Raw genomic sequence first — 18,455 nt, forward strand, 5'->3', positions numbered from 1 at the left:
TTTGCGCGCCCATGTCACCACGGGATGGGGGCGGTGATGCCGCAACGGCGGACGACGTCTTCCACTTCCCGTTTGATTTCGGACAGCCGGGCGGCGCTGTCCGCTTCGGCCCTGAGCACGAGAATCGGCTGGGTGTTGGAACTGCGCACCAAAGCCCACCCGGAGGGGAATTGTATCCGGGCGCCGTCCACATCGACAATCGGGTATTTCCTCGCGAAGTGCGCTTTCACCTGCTCGATCACCGAAGCTTTCTTCGTTTCTTCGCAGGGCACCCGCGTTTCCGGCGTGGCGTGGTACTGCGGCACGTCCGCAAACAGGGCGGAAAGGGGACGCGTCTCCCGGGACAGGATCCGCAACAGGCGCCCCGCGGCGTACAGCGCGTCGTCAAACCCGTAGTACTCGTCGTTGAAGAACAGGTGGCCGGACATCTCCCCCGCAAAGGGCGCCCCGGTTCGCCGCAACGTCGCCTTGATGTGGGAATGTCCCGTGCGGTGGAAGCGGGGATTGCCGCCGAGCCGCTTGATTTCTTCCACCAGCGCCTGGGAGCACTTCACCTCGACCCAGGCATCGCATCCCGGATATTTCGGCAGAATTTCCCGCCAGTAGAGAATCATCAGCTGGTCCCCCCAGCGGATGTTGCCCGTCTCGTCCACCACGCCGAGGCGGTCGCCGTCGCCGTCAAAGGCGATGCCCAGGTCAGCTCCCGTCTCCTTCACCGTCCGGATGAGATCCGTGAGATTTTTCGGATCGACGGGGTCCGGATGGTGGTTGGGGAAAGAGGGATCCGACGTGCAGTAAAGGGGAATCACTTCACAACCCCAGCGCTTTAAAGCTTCCGGAGCGAAGGAGGAAGCGGTCCCGTTGCCGCAATCCACGACCACTTTCAACGGTCGGCCTTCGAGCCGGATCTTTTCCTTAAGCATGTCGAGGTAGGGCGTGCGGATGTCCACCGATTTGGAAGGGGGCGTTTGGGGGATTTCCGGTTCGGGACCGGTTTCGGCGGCCGCTTCCGCCATTTCCTTGTACAGGCTTTTGACCGCGTCGCCATACAGGGTTGTCCCGTTTTGCGCCACTTTGAACCCGTTTTCATCGGGCGGGTTGTGGCTGGCCGTGATCATGATGCCGGCGGGAACATCCAGGTGTTCCAGGCTGAAGTAGAAGATGGGGGAGGTGACTTCCCCGATGTCCAGCACTTCGCATCCTTCCCGGACGAGACCCGCGGTGATCGCCCGGGCGAGGGAGGGAGAACTTTTTCGGTTGTCGCGGCCGATCACCACCGAACGCTGCCCTTCGGCGCGCACCCGGCGGGCGAAGGAGCGGCCCAGCCAATAGGCGAAGGATTCGTGGATCTCCTTTCCGACGACGCCCCGGATGTCATATTCCCGAAACACGTGAGAAGCGATTCGGTCAGCTGGTTTCGTCATCGCGCATCCCCTCCCGCATTTTGTGGTATATGGCTTCCGTCAACAAATAGGCCAACGTGGATTCGGCTCCCCGGTTGCGGTTGGGCCCGTTTTCCGTCAAGCCGTCGCAACAGGAACCGTCCGCCGGGTCGGCCATCGGCACCCGGAGGTCATTGTCTCCGTGGAACCACGCCCGGCATTTCTCCAACACGTCCCGGTAGCCCGCATCCCCGGTCACCGCATAGCCCTGCTCGCAGGCCATGGCCAGTTTCATCACTTCCACCGGCTGTTGGTCCCATTGGCTGCCGCCTTGCCGGGTGCACCATCCCCGGTTGCCCACGGGTCGAATGAATCCTTCGGGCGATGTCATTTTCTCGATCAGGAAATCGAGGCTCTCCCGGGCGGTTTGTTCCGCCTCCCGTGACGGGAAGGTCCTGTGCCACTGGAACAAGGCCCAGGGGAAGACGCCGTTGCTGTAGGTCATGACGTCCTCAAACCATCGCCATCCCGGACCGGAGTGCTTGCGGAAGCGCTGGATCAGCTCTTTTCCCAGACGCTCGGCGGTCGCCGGCAGATCCCGCAAAATCCAATTCCGGAACAATGGTTCGAGCCGGGGATTCGCTTCCGCTTCGCGCAGGAGCAGGCAGGCCGCCGAAAGGCTGAAGGCGAAGCCCCGGGGATATCGGAGTCGATCGACGGCGCGAAAACCGGTCCGGCACAAGTCTTGGGCGATGCGGGAACGATCGCCGTCGGGATCCCAAACCGCGGCGGTCGCCGTGGACCACAGCGTGCGCCCCAGGCAGTCGTCCGACGGCTCTTCCTCTTCCCACCGGCGGTTGTACGCGACGTTGTTGTGGAAGTGGCCGTCCTCCTTTTGGACCCAGACCAGGAATGCCAGGTACGTGTCGGACAGGCGGGCGAGCTGTTCCGCCGCTTCGGCGTCCCCGGTCCGACGGGCGATTTTTCCCCATTCCACGCAGGTCCAGAGGGCCCGGGCATTGTCGTCGGTGGAGTAGCCTTCCTTTCGCCGGGGAATTTTTCCGATGCCGTGTTCGATGATACCCGTGTCGTCGGTGAGCCGTCTCAGATGGATCAGTTTAACGGGAAGCGGACGCGATGTTTTCACTGCGGTCCGCATAGGAACGACGGAGCTGAGACAGCTCACCGAAAAGATTAAGGTGCCGTTCGCCGACGCGGGGCCAATTCATCTCCTTTCCGATCTGCCGGATTTTTCGCTCCCACTCCTGCAACCGGCCGGGGTCGGACAAGTGAGCGGTAACCGCCCGGGCCCAGGCATCCGCATCCCCGTACGGAATGAGCAGCTCGGGATAGGGTCTCAGCAAGTCCCGTGCGTAAGCATAGGGCGTGCTCAGGACGGGCCGGCCCAATCCCACCGCATAGGCCAGCGTGCCGCTGGTGACCTGTTCCATCCCGGGGTAAGGCGTGACGTACAGATCGCATGCCATGAGGGTGTGCACCAATTCGGATTCGGAGAGATAGCGATCGATCATCGTCACATGGCGATCCAGGCCCTGCGTCCGGATCATGTCCCGGAGGCGTTCGCGGTACGCTTCGCCTTCCGCCTTTTTCACCTGGGGATGGGTTTGGCCCACGATGGCGTACAGGACGTCGGGGATATGGCGAACCACTTCCGGCAGGGCTTCGAGAATCAGTTCAATCCCCTTGTTGGGGCTGAGCAGCCCGAAGGTCATCACGACCCGCCGGTTCGACCAGCCGAGCTTTGCCCGCATGGCTTCCCGCTGTTCCGGAACGGGGGACGGGGTGCCGTGGGGGATGTACGCGCATTTGTCTTTCGGCACCCGGTATTGTTCCGCCAACTGATCGGCGGCGTGCCGGTTCATGACCAGGATGCGGTCGCTTCTCCGGGCGATTTCCTCCTGAATGCGGCGGTAAGGTTCCTCTGGAGAGCGGAGGACGGTATGGAAGGTGGTGATAAGGGGTTTTCTGAGCTCCCGCACGAAGTCGAGCACGTATTCGCCGGCGTCGCCGCCGAAGATGCCGAACTCGTGTTGGAGCGAAACGACGGTGACCGGACTGTCGTTCAGGCGCCTGGCCATGTCGCGGTAATCTTCGCGGGCGTTTCGTCGGATCCGAAGCAGGGAGGGGTCGTAATCCAGGGCTTCGTCGGGGTCGACGACGGCAATCACCGTGTCGGCCGGTTTTGCTCCCTTTTTCATCTGCGCCTGGCGGACGGACGTCCGGAGATGGTGGGTGTAAGTGGCGAGGCCGCACCGTTTTGGAACGTAGGTGCTGACGTAGGCCGGGTGTATCATTGCTGCATCACTCCTTGGCGGGGGATCTCGGCGGGGCGGGTGGTGATCAGAAAGTCCGGGCCGACGATGGCGTGTCGGAACACGCGGTTTTGCGCGAGCCGGGTTCCCGGGAGGATGACGGCATGGGCCAAGCGGCTGTCCGCATGAACCGTCACGTTCTCTCCCAGCACTGCGTAGGGTCCGATGACCGCGCCGCGTTCCACTTTTGTTCCCGGGCCGATGACGACGGGTGGGATCAGGATGGCATGGCTGGAGATGTTGGTGTTTTCGCCGATCCAAACGCCCTCCATCTTTCTCGGATAGGGGAGTTGGAGATCAATTTTACCGTCCAGGGCATCCCGGTGCAAGGCGAGATAACGGTCGTGGGTTCCCATGTCCAGCCAGTATCCGCGCACCGTGCAGCCGTAGACCGGCAATCCCTTGCGGATCAGGAGCGGGAAGGTTTCCCGTTCGATGGAGACTTCTCGTCCGGCGGGAATCCAAGCGAGGGCCTCTTTTTCCATCACGTAAATGCCTGCGTTGATCCGGTTGGAAGGGGCCTTGTGCCGAGGGGGTTTTTCCACGAATCGAAGGATGCGTCCCGAAGAAGTTTGTTGAACCACTCCGTATTGGGAAGGATCTTCGACTTCCGTCAAGCCGATGGTGACCAGCGCGCCGGAGGACTGATGGAATTCCAGAAGGGGCAAAAGGTCCACGTGGTGGATGATGTCCGCGTTGATCACGATGAAACGATTTGCCGTAAGCAGCGGTTCCGCGTGCTTGATCGCTCCCGCAGTACCGAGGAGCTCGGGCTCTTGGCTATATGCGATGTTTACCCCGAAGCGGCGACCGTCACCGAAGTGGTTGCGAATGATGTCCGCGTTGTGCTTGACGGCGATGACAAAGTCGGAGAGGCCTTGCGATTGGAGGTGCTTGATGAGGTGTTCGAGCCATGGACGGTTGACCACCGGTGCCATGGGTTTGGGGAGGTGTTCCGTCAAAGGTCTCAACCTGGTTCCCAATCCCCCTGCCAACAGCAACGCTTGCATTGAGCATCCCCCCATTGGATAGAATGAAATTTCTATGCCAATAAAGAGGCGACGGACATGATGATAGAGACGATCTGACAGAGAGAAGGTAGCGTAGACGGAACACTGTCGAGAGAGGAATTTTGGGGTTGTTAGCACTCACATGGAGCGGCTGATAACAAAATACATTTATATCATACTTGAAAGTCTTGGAAAAGACAAGCCCGGCGGAAAGGCGAACGGGACCTTCCGCAACCGGTCCCGGCGGGAGAGAATCCAATATGTTTGAAGGGGCATTTTTTGCGAAAAAAAGGAGACCGATAAAAGAATAGGGAAGTATGTTACCTGATGCCCGTTTCCGGCTGGCGCCGATGAAAATTCCGTTTGCGAGGGGGTACGCGATGGCTGGGCAGCAACTCGACTGGCAGCACCTGTGGAACCAGACGCCCTGCCCCATGGCGGTGGTGGACGATGCGGGCAGGATCCGGTACGGAAACGGGGAATTGCTCCGGTTGTGCGGAGAGCGGCTTTCGGAGGACCCATCCTGGGTGTCGTTCATTCAGACGACTTCTTCCCGGGAACATCCGGGGGTTCAGCGGATCGGCGGCAAGGATTACCGCGTCCGTTACAGCATTCTGGCAGAGCCGGAGGGCTGGATCCTTTACCTTTTGGAACCGGTGGCCGTCAAGGAAAAAGCTTCCCCTCCTTCCTCCAGCGGACTGGATCTGGACACGCTGATCGAACATTCCTATGACTGCATCTACATCACGGATCAAAACGGGATCACCCTCCATACCAATTCGGCCATTGAGAGGCTGACGGGCATTCCCAAGGAATATTACATCGGCAAGGATGTCCGCTATCTGGAAAAGCGGGGGATTTTGAAGAAGTCCGTCACGCTGGAAGTGCTGAGGACCGGAAAGACGGTCAGCACCGTGCAGGAGAACAAACACGGAAAGGTGCTCATCATCACGGGCAGCCCCATCTTCGACGAAGAGGGCCGGATTGTGCGCGTGGTCATCAACATCCGGGACGTGACGGAACTGAACCGCCTCCGGGACGAGTTGGACGAGACGAGGAAACGGTCGGAGAAGTATCGCAAAGAGCTGTCCGCCTTGAGGAAGTTGTACCTGAAAGAGGAGCCCTCCGTCGTCATGAACGACGTGGTGATGCAGCAGGCGTACCACCTGGCGATGCGGGTGGCCGGGACGGACGCGACGGTGCTTTTGCTGGGGGAATCCGGGGTGGGCAAGGAAGTGTTCGCCCGGCTGATTCACAAAAACAGCAGCCGTTACGAAAGCGGGTCCTTCATCACCGTCAACTGCGGGGCGATCCCGGAAGAACTGATCGAGTCGGAATTATTCGGCTACGAGGGCGGAGCCTTCACCGGGGCCCGAAAAGAAGGAAAACCGGGCATGTTTGAGATGGCGGAAAACGGCACCCTGCTTCTGGATGAGATCGGGGAACTGCCCCTGTCGATGCAGGTCAAGCTTCTGCGGGTCCTTCAGGAAAAGAAGATCCGAAGGGTGGGAGGAGTCCGGTCGATTCCGGTCAACGTGAGGATCATCGCGGCGACAAACCGGGATTTGAAGGAAATGGTCCGAAGGGGCCGGTTCCGGGAGGATCTCTATTACCGCATCAGCGTGGTGCCCATCGAAATTCCTCCCCTGCGGAGGAGGAGGAAGGATATCAAGCCCCTGCTCGTCCACTACCTGGACAAGTTCAACCGGAAATACCGCCGGTCCTGCCACTTCGTCCCGGAGACCTTCGAGAAACTGGAGAGGTACGACTGGCCCGGGAACGTCCGGGAGCTGGCCAATATGGTGGAGCGGCTGGTGATCACCTGTCCGGAGGATGCGATCCGGCCGGAGCACATTCCGGAAATCCGGGAAGATGGAAGCGGCCCGTCTCCCGCGGACGGAAGCCGTACGGCCCCGGAGATCAACGGGGAGGCCTACGATTTGTCCGGATTGAACCGCTCCTTCGGTTCCCTGAGCGAAATGCTTTCCCACCTGGAGCGAACCGTTTTGGCCGAAGCCTACAGGCGGCACCACAGCTCCTATCAGGTGGCGAAGCATCTGGGGATCAGCCAGTCCGCGGCGATGCGGAAGGCTTACAAGTACGGGATCCGGGAAAAGGGGCGCCCGTAAGTCGGTTTCGGTTTATAAACCGGAACCGACTTATTTCTTTGAAGGTTCGGACCGCGGAGGCGGGGGAGGGGAAAGGCCTTTTTCCCGTGGCATGAGATTTGCTTAAACAACGGGGCGGGAGGTGGAGAAGGTGCAGGATTGTTGGATCGTTGGGGCGGTGCGCACGCCGGTGGGCCGCTACGGCGGCGCATTGTCCTCCGTTCGGCCGGACGATCTGGCCGCGGTGGTGATCCGGGGATTGCTCGAGCGGACGGGGGTTCCCGGCGAAGAGGTGGAGGATGTCATCTTTGGAGCGGCCAATCAGGCGGGGGAAGACAACCGCAATGTGGCGCGGATGGCCCTGTTGCTGGCGGATTTGCCCGTCACCGTCGGCGGCGTGACGGTGAATCGCCTCTGCGGTTCGGGGCTGGAGGCCGTCAATCAGGCCAACCGGGCGATCCGGCTGGGGGAAGGGGATGTGATGATCGCCGGAGGCGTGGAGAGCATGTCCCGGGCCCCCCTGGTGATGGCCAAACCCGAACGGGCTTTTCCGCGGGGAAATGTGACGGTTTATGACACCACCATCGGCTGGCGGTTCGTCAATGACAAGCTGGCGAAGCGGTATCCCCCCGAGTCGATGGGGGAGACGGCGGAAAATGTGGCGGAGCGCTACGGCATCTCCCGGGAGGATCAGGACCGGTTCGCCCTCCGGAGCCAGCAGCGGGCGGCGGCGGCGATCCGGGAAGGGAAGTTCAAGGAAGAAATCGTGCCGGTTCCGGTCACCGACCGAAGCGGAACCCGGTGGGTGGAGGAGGACGAACACCCCCGGCCGGACACCACGCTGGAAAAGCTCAGTTCCCTGCGACCGGCCTTTCGCGAGGGGGGAACGGTGACCGCGGGCAACGCTTCCGGGATCAACGACGGGGCGGCGGCCCTTTTGCTGGCGACTCCGGAGAAAGCGAGGACTTACGGCCTCAAGCCCCTGGGACGGATCCTCTCCACCGCGGTGGCCGGGGTGGACCCCTCGGTGATGGGAATCGGTCCGGTGCCGGCGGTCCGAAAGGCCTTGAAACGGGCGGGGCTGACGATCGACCAGGTGGATCTGGTGGAGTTGAACGAGGCCTTTGCCGCCCAGGCCCTGGCCTGCATGCGCGAATTGGGCATTCCCGGGGAAAAGTGCAACGTCAACGGCGGGTCCATCGCGATCGGTCATCCCCTGGGGAGCACCGGAGCCCGTCTGTTGACGTCCCTTCTTTACGAGATGAAGCGTCGCAAGGCCCGCTACGGGCTGGTGACGATGTGCATCGGCGTGGGACAGGGAATCGCCACCGTGGTCGAGCGGGTTGAGGATTGACGCCAGCAGTGGAAGGAGGATGCTGAAACATGCGCGATGTTCAACGGATCGGCGTGGTCGGCGCGGGAGTGATGGGTCGGGGAATCGCTTACCAGGCGGCGGTTTCCGGATTTCAGGTGGTGTTGCACGACGCCTTGCCGGAAGTGGCCGAACAGGCGGTGAAACAGATCGCTTCCCTCATCAATCGGCAGGTGGAAAAGGGTTATCTCGATCCGGAACGGGGGTCGGAGGCGCTGCCCCGGATTCAGACGGCGGATTCGTTGGAATCCTTCGGGGATTGCGATTTTGTCATCGAGGCGGTGGTGGAGGATCTGGACGTCAAACAGGACGTGTTCCGAAAGTTGGATGATGTCTGCGATGACGACGTGGTGCTTGCGACCAACACATCGGCGAAGAGCATCACGGAGATCGCTTCCGCCGCTTCCGATCCCACCCGGGTCTGCGGAATGCATTTTTTCAATCCCGTTCACCGGATGAAGCTGGTGGAGGTGGTCCGCGCCCTGCAGACCGCCGATTGGGCGGTGGAGCAGACGGAAAGGGTGGGCCGGCTGCTGGGGAAGGAAGTGGTCCGCATTCAGGAGCGGCCGGGATTCGCCACCAGCCGCATCAGCGCCCTCGTGGGGAATGAGGCCTTTTACATGCTGATGGAAGGCGTCGGCACCCCCGAAGAGATCGACCGGGCCATCAAGCTCGGCTTGAACTTTCCCATGGGCCCCTTCGAGTTGGGGGATCTGGTGGGTTGGGACACCCGGCTGAAGGTGCTCCAGTATTTGCACGAGACGCTGGGGGAGAAGTTTCGCCCCTGCCCGCTGCTCGTTCAATATGTGAAGGCCGGCCGTCTGGGGAGGAAAACCGGCTGGGGCGTTTACCGCTACGATGAACAGGGGCGGCGGATTCCGGAGGATGAAGATCATCCTGCCAAATGAAGGTGAGGACCTTTGAAACGGGATTTGAGACCGGAAATTCGGCAGTTGCAGGCGGTTGTCCGGGATTTTGTCAGGGATGTGGTGGAACCGGTGGCCCACGTGATCGAAGAGGAGGACCGGATTCCGGAGGAGGTGGTGGAGCAGGCGAAGGAACTGGGCCTCTTCGGCCTGTCCATCCCCGAGAAATACGGCGGCTTGGGCCTGAACATGACCGAAAAGTGCCTCCTTTTGGAAGAGCTCGGCAAGACACACAACGGTTTCACCAGCCTGATCGGCGCCCACACGGGCATCGGAACCGTCGGCATCGTGGAAATGGGCACAAAAGAGCAGCGGGAGCGCTTTCTGCCGAAGATGGCGACGGGGGAGTGGATCGGCGCCTTCGCCCTGTCCGAACCCGAGGCGGGATCCCACGCGGCCAATTTGCGCACCCGGGCCGAGCGCAGGGGAGACCGATACGTGCTGAACGGCATGAAGCACTTCATCACCAACGGGCCGGAGGCCCACGTGATCACCGTCATGGCCAGCACCGATCCCTCCAAGGGCGCCAAGGGGATCACCTCCTTCTTGGTGGAGGGCGATTTTCCGGGTTTCAGCCGGGGGCCCGCGGACGTGAAGATGGGGCTCCGGGGTTCCCACACCTGCCAACTCTATTTCGAGGACTGCGAGGTGCCCGTGGCCAACCGGTTGGGCGAAGAAGGGGAAGGATATGTGAACGCGCTGAAGATTTTGGCCAACGGCCGGGCTTCCCTCGCCGCCCGCTGCCTGGGGTCCTGCGAGAAGCTGCTGGAGCTTTCCCTGGATTATGCCATGCAGCGGAAACAATTCGGCCGTCCGATCTTCGAGAACCAGGCGATTCAGCACATGTTGGCGGACATGTATGTGGAGATTGAAACCTTGCGAAGCATGCTGTACCGCGTCACTTTCATGGTGGACGAGGGAAAGAAAGTGATCAAGGAGGCGGCGGCGGTCAAATTGTACGCCTCGGAGGTGTATAACCGCATCGCGGACCGGGCGGTGCAGATTTTCGGCGGCATGGGATACATGCGGGAGCTGCCGGTGGAGCGGTTTTACCGGGATGCCCGCATCACCCGGATCTATGAGGGGACGTCGGAGATTCAGCGCAACATTATCGCGGCGCAGTTGAAAAAGGAATACGTCCGGTAGGGAGGGCGAAAAGGGGAGCCCTCCCTATCTTGTCCGGTCGGGGTCAACCGTCGAGAAGGGGTCAGCAATGCCGGAACGGAAGACGATCCTTGCGGAAGTGGCGGACGGGTTGGGAATCATCACCGTCAATCGCCCGGAAGTGCGGAACGCCTTGAATTCCGAGGTGATCCGGGAGATGAGGGAGGTGCTCGAATCCTGGCGGGAGGACGACCGGGTGAAGCTGGTGGTGTTTACCGGAGCGGGGGAGAAGGCCTTTGTCTCCGGGGCGGACATCGCTGAGCTTAACCGCCGCACCCTGCGGGACGGGCTGGCCGCCGTCCTGCAGGGGTTTTACGACGAAATCGAAAGGTATGAAAAGCCGACCATCGCCGCCGTCAACGGCTACGCCTTGGGGGGAGGATGCGAGCTGGCCATGGCCTGCGATCTGCGGATCGCCCAGGAAAATGCCAAGTTCGGGCTCCCCGAACTCCATTTGTCCATCCTTCCCGGGGCGGGGGGAACCCAGCGGCTGGCCCGCCTGGTGGGAAAGGGACGGGCGATCGACATGATTCTGACGGGGACCCTGATCGACGCCCGGGAGGCGGAGCGGATCGGCTTGGTTTCCCGGGTGGTTCCCCGCGGCCGCTTGATGGAAGAGGTGCGAAGCGTGGCCGAAACGATCCTGTCGAAGGGGCCGCTGGCGGTCCGGTTGGCGAAGATGGTGGTGCACGCCGGCTTTGAAACGGATCAGCGGACGGGGATGATCCTGGAAAAGTTGGCCCAAGCGCTCCTGTACACCACCGAGGACATGCGCGAGGGAACCGCCGCCTTTCTGGAAAAGCGGAAGCCTTCCTTTAAGGGAAGATGAACCGGCTTTCGCGGGGATTGCGGTCCAACCTTCGGTGGAGGGAAGGGATTGCGCTTGCTCGGCCGAGTCAAAGTCCAACAGCCATGGTAAATTGGCGTGGGCGCGTCCCTGCGTCGGGCCCCGCCGCGCAGGGAGTGATTCCTGGGCCGGGATGGAACAGGCCCGCTGCTTCACCCCGAAGGCGGCGCACATGATGGATACAAGGGGCCGGAAGGAGGTGGCCGCGATCAAGTGGGCCGCCCACCTGCATGGCGCTGATCGGCCGGGCCGTTCGGGATCAAGGGGGTTTGGGAAAACGGCTGCCGGCGGCGAAGCGGAAAGAGCTTGCGGCGGTATCCGGGAACCGGGGCGGGAGAAACTTCGGTAAAGGGGCCAATGGACAGCCGGTTCGGCCAGCAGCGTTTTGGGGCGGACAAAGGGCGGTCATCGATAAGGAAAAAGCGGAAACGGAAAAGGGGCATCCCTCCAAAGAGGTGCCCCTTTCCTTTGGGATCACCAGTTCCGGATCTCCCAGCCGTCGCCGGACCATTGGACGTCCACTTTTTTGCCGCCGGCCGTTTTCAGTTCCGGATTTTTGACGTACCAACCCCTGCCGTTGGCGTAATCGTCGGTTTTGTAGCGGAAACGGAGGTATTTCGTTTTCGGGGGAACGGTCACCTTCACCCGCTTCCACCCGTCGCTGTTGCCGACGAAGGGTTCCGCCAGGGGCTTCCAGCGGGTTCCGTCGGCGGAGGCTTCCACGGTTCCGGAATCTTCCCCGGTTCCCGGTTCGGCCTCCACCCGGTACCAGGTGTCGAAGGAGAGGGTGGAGGGCTTGGACGACTCCGGCAATTCTCCGCTGCGCAGGGATCGGTCCAGATTATCGCCGTAACCGGAGAACCAGGCTCCCTTTTTCCCGAGGCCGCCCACGGGGATGGCGTCGGCGGCCAGACGGGCCACCTGGCGACGCAGCGGATTGACGGTGGGGTTCCGGTTGGGATGCACCCGGTTGGTCAGCAGGATGGCGACGGTTTGGTTTTTCCGGTTCAGCACGAGGGAGGTGCCGGTGAAGCCGGTGTGACCCATAGTTTTCTCGTCGGCCAAGGCGTCCATGTACCAGCCCTGGTTCAATTCCCAGCCCAGTCCCTGGTCATCGCCGGGGAAGTCCGGCAGGTGGTTTTTCGCCATCAGCTCCACCGTCGATTCCTTCAGAATCCGCTTGCCGCCGTATTTTCCCTTCTGGAGGAACATGTGGCCGAACACGGCCAGATCCCGGGCGGTGGAGAATACCCCTGCGTGGCCCGCCACCCCGCCGAGAGACCAGGCGTTCTCGTCATGCACCTCGCCCCAGACCAGCCCCCGTCCGGTCGCCGCCTGGTATTCCGTCGCGGCGATCCGGGGTTTCAGGGATGCGGGCGGGTTGTACATCGTGTCGGTCATGCCCAAGGGATCGGTAATGTGCTTTTTCACGAAGTGATCCAGGGACATCCCCGACAGCCGTTCCACCAGCGCCCCCAGGGTGATCAGGTTCAAGTCGCTGTAGGCGTACCGGGTTCCCGGCTCCGCCTCGAGGGGTTGACGGAACACGATTTGCAGCCGTTCTTCCCGGCTGTCTCCCATCTGGTAGAGGGGTATCCACGGGGCGAGGCCCGAGGTGTGGGTCATCAGCTGCCGGATGGTCACCTTTTCCTTTCCTTCCGCCGCAAATTCCGGGATGTAGCGGGCGACGGGGTCATCCAGCTTGAATTTTCCCTGCTCGTACAATTTCATCGCCGCCGTGACCGTGAACAATTTGCTGATGGAGGCGATGTCAAAGATGGTGTCCTCCCTCATGGCGATCGGCTTTTCCACCGGTGTGTACCGGTCGTCCCGATAGAGGAGGGAGTGGCCGTAAGCCTTGTGCTTCACCACGATTCCCCGGCGGGCGATGAGCACCACGGCCCCGGGCGTGGTCCGTTCCCGGATCGCCTGTTGAATGTGCGAATCGATGGCGTTTAAGGGCCCCACTTTCATCCCGGCGGCCTTGGGCGCCCCCCAGCGCAGCACCGGGGAGGAAATCCCCGGTTCGTCCCAGGGAAAGGGATGGTTGTTTTGGGAAGGGATCACCTGGACGCCGCCGATCTCAACCTCCGGATTTTTTTTCAGGGCGGAATCTGCCGATGCCGAAAGGAACGGAGGATTCCAGAAAGTGGTCGGAAGGAGCATCGACATCCCCAGGCTGATGCTGAGCAGTCGCCGATGTCCCCGCCATCTGCCTTTGTCTCGGGTCATGTTCTCCCTCCTGAAGTTTTGGCGTCCGCGCCTAGGGCTGGCATCAGTGTTTTTTTCCGGCCGGAGGATAGAGCAGATACCGGGCGCGAAGCTTTTGGAAATCCTTCAGTTCCTCTTTCCATTCTTCCGCAATCTTGCGGGCGGGAATCCCCGCATCCAACTTTTTGCGGACCCGGTCGGAACCGGTCAGCTTGTCGATCCAGTATTCGTTTCCGTCTTTCCTCCAGGCGAAATCCTCGGGATACAGCTGCTTCACCTTCTCGATGATCACGAGCCCCGTCAGGATGGGGGAGAAGCGTTCGGGATCCTCCACATGGACCTGCACTCCGCCCACCGTTTCTCCCGCGTATTTGGAAAAGGTGGGGTTGAAGTAGGCTTCCCGGAAGGAAACGCCGGGCAGTTTTTCCTCGTTCAGCGCCTCCGCCAGTTCCCAACCCTTGATGTAGGGGGCTCCCAACAGTTCGAAGGGACGGGTGGTTCCGCGGCCCTCGGACAGGTTTGTTCCCTCGATCATTCCGGTTCCGGGATAGACCAGGGCCGTGTCCGTCGTGGGCATGTTCGGCGAAGGAATCACCCAGGGAAGGCCGGTGTCCTCGTAAAGCTGATTTCTTTTCCATCCCTTCATGGCGATGACCGTCAAATCCGCCTTTTTCTTTCCTTCCTTCGGGAAAAATTCCTCATTGAACATCCGGGCCAGTTCGCCCACCGTCATCCCGTGCCGCTGGGGGATCGGAAAGAGGCCGACGAAGGAACGGTATGCCGGATCCAGCACCGGACCTTCCACCTTTTCCCCGCCGATGGGGTTGGGGCGGTCCAGGACGATGAAGGGTTTTCCGGCTTCGGCGGCCGCTTCCATCGCGTAGGCCATGGTGTAGATGTAGGTGTAAAAGCGGGTGCCCACATCCTGGATGTCAAAGACCAGCACATCCACTCCGTCGAAGAGGGGGATCATCTCTTCAGGCTGTTTGCCGTAAAGGTTGATAAAGGGAAGTCCTGTCCGGGGATCCTCGAAGGAACCCGGCTCCTCTCCCGCCTGTTCCGTGCCCCGGACGCCGTGTTCCGGACCGTACACCTTGACCACCTGGATGCCCGCATCCAACATGGCGTCCAGGGCATGGCGGTAATCCCGGGTAATGGCGGTGGGGTTGGTGATCAAACCGACTTTTTTCCCTTTCAACCTGTCCGGTTGTTCGAGCAGAATTTCGAGACCGGTTTTCACTTTGGCCGGCTTTCCGGCGTGCCGGGAACCGTCCGCGTAATGCCAAACGCCGGTGAAGATCATCACGAGCGCCAATAAACCTACGGCCAGCCACCGTTTCCACATCAAAATTTCCCTCCCTGTGGAGTGTGGGATCGGAAGATCCCGGATTTGAAAAAGGAAGTGAAAACTGCTCTCCGGGACCGGGACGCGATTTCCTGGATTCCCCTTCTCCTCTTAGGATATCACAGTGAACTCATTGGTTTTAAATATTTCAAGATTGTAACATAACGCCCCGGGGAAAGGGACTTGCTTGACCGGGACATGCAATCGTGATAATATTCCGAATGGAAATAAATCAATGAAAAGAAGGGCGGAAAGGGATTCATTTCCTTATTTCCCGTGGGAAGGCTTTTAATGCGGGAAGATGCCTGCGGGCGGGATCCGCCTGCCCGAACAAGAAACGGGAGGGGAATCGCGTACATGCGCAAATGGCTTGCCGTTCTGTGTTCGGTCCTGGTTTTCTTCACCGTTCTTCCGGCCGCCGCTCTGGCTGATACCGGGGACGCGGTGAAGCCGGGCTGGAAGGAGGACCGGGTGGCGAAGGGATGGATTCAGAGCAAAATCCGGAGGATGACCCTGGAAGAAAAGGTCGGACAACTGTTCATGGTGCATGTGTACGGCAGGACGCCGACGGATCCGGATTACGAGGAAATCAATTTGGAACAGAAGCGGGGCGGGAAAAACTTTAAAGAGGTGATCGAAAAGTACCACATCGGCGGCGTGATCTACTTCAACTGGACGGACAACATCGGCACCCCTCTCGACGCGAAGCAGGTGAACGCCCTTTCGAACGGGCTGCAGAAGATCGCCATGAAGCAGCGCATGAAAATTCCGCTCTTCATTTCCACGGACCAGGAAGGCGGCATGGTTGCCCGGGTGACGGAGCCGGCCACGGTTTTTCCGGGAAACATGGCCGCGGGGGCGACCCGGTCCATTGAATACGCCGGGAAATCGGCCGAAGTCATGGCGCGGGAGTTGAAGAGTCTCGGCATCAACATGAATCTGGCGCCGGTCCTCGATGTGAACGTCAATCCGGCCAATCCGGTCATCAACGTGCGTTCCTTCTCCGAGGACCCGGACCTGGTCGCCAAGATGGGCGTGGCCCAGGTGAAGGGATTCCAGGGGCAAAATATCGTGGCCACCGCCAAGCATTTCCCGGGACACGGGGATACGGACGTGGATTCCCACTACGGTCTTCCGATCATCCATCACGACCGCGAAACCCTGGAAAAGGTGGACCTGAAGCCGTTCCGGGCGGCGATCGACGCGGGGATCGACGCGATCATGACGGCCCACATCGTGGTTCCGGCCCTGGACGACTCGGGACTTCCGGCCACCCTTTCCAAACCGATTCTGACCGATCTCCTCCGGAAGGAGATGGGCTTTGACGGTTTGATCATCACCGACAGCCTCGGCATGTCGGGGGCCAACGTCCTGCCGCCGGACCGGGTTCCCGTCGAGGCGTTCAAGGCGGGGGCGGACATCCTGCTGAATCCGCCGGATGTGGATCTCGCCTACAACGCGGTGCTGAACGCGGTCAAAAGCGGCGAGATCAGCCGGAAGCGCCTCGATGAATCCGTCTACCGGATCCTTTGGTACAAGATGAAGCGGGGGTTGTTCCACCATCCCTATGTGGACGAAAAGGAGACACGGGTCATCGGGAACAACAAACATCTGGAAACGGCGGACCGGATTGCCGAAAAAAGCATCACCCTCCTGAAAAATGAAAAGGGGGCGCTCCCCCTGTCCAAGAGAAAAAGCGTGTTGGTGACCGGTCCGTCCGACGGCAAGCCGGAGCGGCTCGCCTCGCTGCTGGAAGAAAAGGGCATCTCCGCCGATGCCTACACGACGGGGGCCACGCCCACGTCGGCGCAAATTGAAGCGGCTGTGGAAAAGGCGAAGGGCGTCGATGCGGTCATCGTCACCACCTACAACGCGGACTCCAACACCGGCCAGCAGAACCTGGTTCGCGCCTTGAAGGAGACGGGCAAGCCGGTGGTGGTCGCGGCGATGCGCAATCCCTACGACATCTCCGCTTTCCCGGAAGTGGACGGATACCTGGCCACCTACGGAAACCGGGATGTGTCGGTTCGCGCGCTGGCCAAGGCGCTGACGGGAGAGGTCAATCCCTCCGGGAGGTTGCCGGTTACGGTGCCCGGGATGTTTGAATACGGATTCGGCCTGAGCTATTGATCCTTCGGCGGCTTCGGCAGCACCCGCAGCAGTTCGTCGGTTCCGGACCGGACGGCCGACGATGCTGCGGGTTTGATTTTTGCCACCCGCTCCATGTTGGTCACCACCACCGGTGACACCATCGATTTGGCCGTCCTTTGAAGCTTCTCCAGATCGATCCGGATGATCGGTTCCCCCGCCTCCACCCGTTTTCCCGGGGTGGCCAGGACGGTGAACCCGTCCCCCTTCAGCTCGACGGTGTTGATGCCGATGTGGACGAGGATTTCCAATCCCTCGTCGGTGGTGATTCCCGCGGCGTGGCCCGTCGGGAAGAGATGGGTCAGCGTGCCGCCGACGGGGGACAGCAGCATGTCGGATTCCGGGAGGATCGCCACGCCGTCCCCCACCATTTTCCGGGCGAAAACGGGATCCGGGACTTCGGTCAGCGGAACCGTTTTTCCGCTGAAGGGAGCGTGGATCCGGATCCAGGCGGGTTCATCGGATGAAGCGGATTTTTTTCTTCGCCAAAACGGCACTTTGATCACCACACCTTCTGCTTTTTTGTCGCGGGATGGCGCCCGGACCCGCCAAACCAAATGCCGGGTCCCGGGGGATGGGGAGGAGGCGCGGACGCCTCCTTCCGTCCTCGACCTGCTGCCACCGGTTCAGCGAAGGACGGAGGAGGCCATCCGGCGGTATGTGTGGCGCTTTCCGCGGAGGGCGACGGAGGCGGCGAAGAGATTTTCGGGCGGGGCCATCCCGAGGAGTCCGGCGTCCCCCAAGTGGAAGATGTCGGCCCCGGCTTTTTTGCTTTCCAGCGCAATGGTGCGCACCGTTTCCGCATCCGCCCCTTCCTGGGAGGTGCCGACGGCGGCCATGATAAGCCCTCCCCGCCGATGAACCGCTTCGGCGGCCCTGCGCAAAAGCGGCACGTCCAGACCCGGGACGGTGCCGGGAGCCGGAATCAGCACCACATCCGCTCCCGCTTCCGCGAATCGGTCAGCCGATTCGACCACCTCCTCTTCCGTCCAGCCCTCGGAGGTGCCGGCGGCGTGCATCTTTCCGGCGATGATCATCAGTTCCTCCCCGAGCCATTCCCGCGCCAGGCGGATTCCCCGGAGGATGGCATCGTTGGTGACGCCCGTTTTGGGGTTTCCCGTCAGGCAAACGAAGTCGAAGCCCAATTCCTTCACCTTTCGGAGGCTGTCCGGATTCAACGTTCTCCCGGCGCTGATCGGAATCTGCTTCTCCATCATGGACGGATCGGGATCCACCGGTTCCAGGTTGACGCCGACGGGCCTTCCGGTGAACCGCTTGGCCAGACGGACGACTTCCTCCCCCTCTTCCACGGGCAACCCGCTGATGCGCGGGCGGTTCACGTCAAAGAGGTTGAGCAACAACAGGTCGGCGCCGAAGGAACGCGCCACTTCCGGAAGCGAAACATCTTCGAAGGGAGAGGGGAAGCGGACGATCAGCTCGGAAAGCAGCGTGCGTCCTTCGGCGGCCCGAATCGAGGCTTTCAGATCCTGCCCCTTCATGGCGGCAAAATCGCTTCCGTGACAGTCCAGGATGCGTTTCACGCAGGTTTCCCCCTCGCTCTTTTCTTAAGGACGAAGGGGGTGCGCCGATCGCGGGGTGAAGGCGCACC

The 18,455-nt window shown here is 61.2% G+C and carries 14 protein-coding genes; 6 read left to right on the forward strand and 8 right to left on the reverse strand.

Going from position 1 to position 18,455, the window contains the following annotated elements:
* Positions 1-14: 14 nt before the first annotated feature.
* Genes BM063_RS10070 through BM063_RS10085 form a run of 4 tightly spaced genes read right to left on the reverse strand, consistent with a single transcriptional unit; the run spans position 15 to position 4,725 of the window.
* Positions 15-1,424 carry a phosphomannomutase/phosphoglucomutase gene (locus BM063_RS10070; protein WP_092038552.1) on the reverse strand — a complete coding sequence of 470 codons (1,410 nt, stop codon included), beginning with the start codon at positions 1,422-1,424 and terminating at the stop codon, positions 15-17.
* A complete protein-coding gene (locus BM063_RS10075) occupies positions 1,408-2,529 on the reverse strand; it encodes a glycosyl transferase (protein WP_245752213.1) in 1,122 nt (373 codons plus the stop codon). Before BM063_RS10075 ends, BM063_RS10070 begins: the two co-directional genes overlap by 17 nt.
* Complete coding sequence (locus BM063_RS10080; RefSeq protein ID WP_092038556.1) at positions 2,501-3,697, reverse strand: glycosyltransferase family 4 protein; 1,197 nt, start codon at positions 3,695-3,697, stop codon at positions 2,501-2,503. Before BM063_RS10080 ends, BM063_RS10075 begins: the two co-directional genes overlap by 29 nt.
* On the reverse strand, positions 3,694-4,725 hold the full coding sequence (locus tag BM063_RS10085; protein ID WP_092038558.1) for a nucleotidyltransferase family protein: 1,032 nt from the start codon (positions 4,723-4,725) through the stop codon (positions 3,694-3,696). The genes BM063_RS10080 and BM063_RS10085 overlap by 4 nt, the downstream gene beginning before the upstream one ends.
* 380 nt (positions 4,726-5,105) lie before the next feature.
* Between BM063_RS10085 and BM063_RS10090 the strand changes: the two genes are divergently transcribed.
* The 5 genes from BM063_RS10090 (at position 5,106) to BM063_RS10110 (ending at position 11,124) form a co-directional block, all read left to right on the forward strand.
* Positions 5,106-6,854 (forward strand): sigma 54-interacting transcriptional regulator, encoded by a 1,749-nt coding sequence (locus BM063_RS10090; protein WP_245752215.1) that lies wholly within the window; start codon positions 5,106-5,108, stop codon positions 6,852-6,854.
* A 130-nt stretch (positions 6,855-6,984) separates the two neighbouring features.
* Positions 6,985-8,187 carry a thiolase family protein gene (locus BM063_RS10095; protein WP_092038563.1) on the forward strand — a complete coding sequence of 401 codons (1,203 nt, stop codon included), beginning with the start codon at positions 6,985-6,987 and terminating at the stop codon, positions 8,185-8,187.
* A 29-nt stretch (positions 8,188-8,216) separates the two neighbouring features.
* Complete coding sequence (locus tag BM063_RS10100; protein WP_092038565.1) at positions 8,217-9,113, forward strand: 3-hydroxyacyl-CoA dehydrogenase NAD-binding domain-containing protein; 897 nt, start codon at positions 8,217-8,219, stop codon at positions 9,111-9,113.
* Positions 9,114-9,125: 12 nt separating this feature from the next.
* The gene (locus tag BM063_RS10105; protein WP_092038567.1) at positions 9,126-10,277 is read left to right on the forward strand and encodes an acyl-CoA dehydrogenase family protein; all 1,152 of its coding nucleotides are present in this window, start codon (positions 9,126-9,128) and stop codon (positions 10,275-10,277) included.
* 67 nt (positions 10,278-10,344) lie between these two features.
* Complete coding sequence (locus BM063_RS10110) at positions 10,345-11,124, forward strand: enoyl-CoA hydratase/isomerase family protein (RefSeq protein ID WP_092038570.1); 780 nt, start codon at positions 10,345-10,347, stop codon at positions 11,122-11,124.
* Positions 11,125-11,616: 492 nt separating this feature from the next.
* On the opposite strand, the gene BM063_RS10115 is transcribed toward BM063_RS10110, so the two are convergent.
* Both BM063_RS10115 and BM063_RS10120 read right to left on the reverse strand, forming a co-directional pair.
* Positions 11,617-13,374: a serine hydrolase domain-containing protein gene (locus BM063_RS10115; RefSeq protein ID WP_245752216.1), complete on the reverse strand. Its 1,758-nt coding sequence runs from the start codon at positions 13,372-13,374 to the stop codon at positions 11,617-11,619.
* A 43-nt stretch (positions 13,375-13,417) separates the two neighbouring features.
* Positions 13,418-14,698 carry an exo-beta-N-acetylmuramidase NamZ family protein gene (locus tag BM063_RS10120; RefSeq protein WP_092038572.1) on the reverse strand — a complete coding sequence of 427 codons (1,281 nt, stop codon included), beginning with the start codon at positions 14,696-14,698 and terminating at the stop codon, positions 13,418-13,420.
* A gap of 357 nt (positions 14,699-15,055) precedes the next feature.
* On the opposite strand from BM063_RS10120, the gene BM063_RS10125 reads away from it, so the two are divergent.
* A complete protein-coding gene (locus tag BM063_RS10125) occupies positions 15,056-16,828 on the forward strand; it encodes a glycoside hydrolase family 3 protein (RefSeq protein WP_092038632.1) in 1,773 nt (590 codons plus the stop codon).
* Here the strand turns inward: BM063_RS10125 and BM063_RS10130 are convergent.
* Both BM063_RS10130 and BM063_RS10135 read right to left on the reverse strand, forming a co-directional pair.
* Complete coding sequence (locus tag BM063_RS10130) at positions 16,822-17,352, reverse strand: PTS sugar transporter subunit IIA (protein ID WP_092038634.1); 531 nt, start codon at positions 17,350-17,352, stop codon at positions 16,822-16,824. The two genes, BM063_RS10125 and BM063_RS10130, sit on opposite strands and share 7 nt — an antisense overlap.
* 120 nt (positions 17,353-17,472) lie before the next feature.
* A complete protein-coding gene (locus BM063_RS10135; RefSeq protein ID WP_092038574.1) occupies positions 17,473-18,387 on the reverse strand; it encodes a DUF7916 family protein in 915 nt (304 codons plus the stop codon).
* Positions 18,388-18,455 lie beyond the last annotated feature (68 nt).

The sequence above is a fragment of the Planifilum fulgidum genome (genome assembly GCF_900113175.1).
In the GTDB taxonomy this organism is placed as follows: Bacteria; Bacillota; Bacilli; order Thermoactinomycetales; family DSM-44946; genus Planifilum; species Planifilum fulgidum.